The sequence below is a fragment of the Sphingomonas asaccharolytica NBRC 15499 genome (assembly GCF_001598355.1).
GTDB lineage: Bacteria > Pseudomonadota > Alphaproteobacteria > Sphingomonadales > Sphingomonadaceae > Sphingomonas > Sphingomonas asaccharolytica.
Window position 1 is genome coordinate 1 of record NZ_BCYU01000185.1, and the last position, 853, is coordinate 853.

Genomic DNA, 853 nt, shown 5'->3' on the forward strand with positions numbered 1-853 from the left:
CGGTCTGTGCCGCCTCGCGCATCGCCACTGCCGATTGCTCGGCCGCGGCCGCCACTTCGGCCGTCTTGTCGAGCATCCCCTGCGCGGAATTGGAGGTGCGCGCGGCCTGGCCGCGGATCTTGTTACCGAGTTCTGCGGTGCCTTCGATCGACGCCGCGATCGACTCGCGGAACTTGTGCGAACTTTCCAGCCGCGCTTCCTGCGCGCGGGTGCTGACCAGATGGCTGATATAGCTCGTCAGCAAATGCGCCTCGACCAGCGACACGCGCTGCATCACTTCGGCATAGCGCGCCATGCGCACGCCATCCTGGGCGCACGCTTCGCCGATGATGCGCAACGTCGCCTGGTGCGCCGCGGCCAGCGACGACAGCAACGGCGCGAGCGGGACGCCGGCCTGGTCCGCGTCGCGGGCATGCGAGCAGGCCATCGCTTTCCAGTCGCGGCCGAGCGGGTGCTCGAACTTGGCGCGCATATAGATGACGCTGCCGGCGATCTGCGCGGCGAACTTCTCCGGCGTGTAATAAGCGCGGACGTGCGCGGTCGCGGGATGCGCGACATAATGATCCCAGAAGACGCGGCAGATGCTCTCATAATGCGGTTCGACGATCGGCACGATTTCCGCGCAGATCGGCGCCACCTGCCCATCCCAGTCGAACGGCGGGAGGTCGCGCTTGAGCGCCTGGCGCAAGTCCTCGGGCCAAACAATCGGCGGGGTTTGTCCCACGTTATCCTCTCCTGGATTCATGCCGCGACCTTGGCGACGAAGTCGCTGGCGCTGGCTTTGAGCTGCCCGAGCTGACCGTCGAGCGAATCGAATCCCTTGCCGACGCCGTCGATTTCGTTGGCGACGGCC

At 66.5% G+C, this 853-nt stretch carries 1 pseudogene; it reads right to left on the minus strand.

Annotation, left to right across the window (positions count from 1 at the left end):
* Window positions 1-724 (minus strand): annotated as a pseudogene (locus SAS01S_RS22000) (methyl-accepting chemotaxis protein); the annotation flags it as partial.
* Window positions 725-853: the final 129 nt, after the last annotated feature.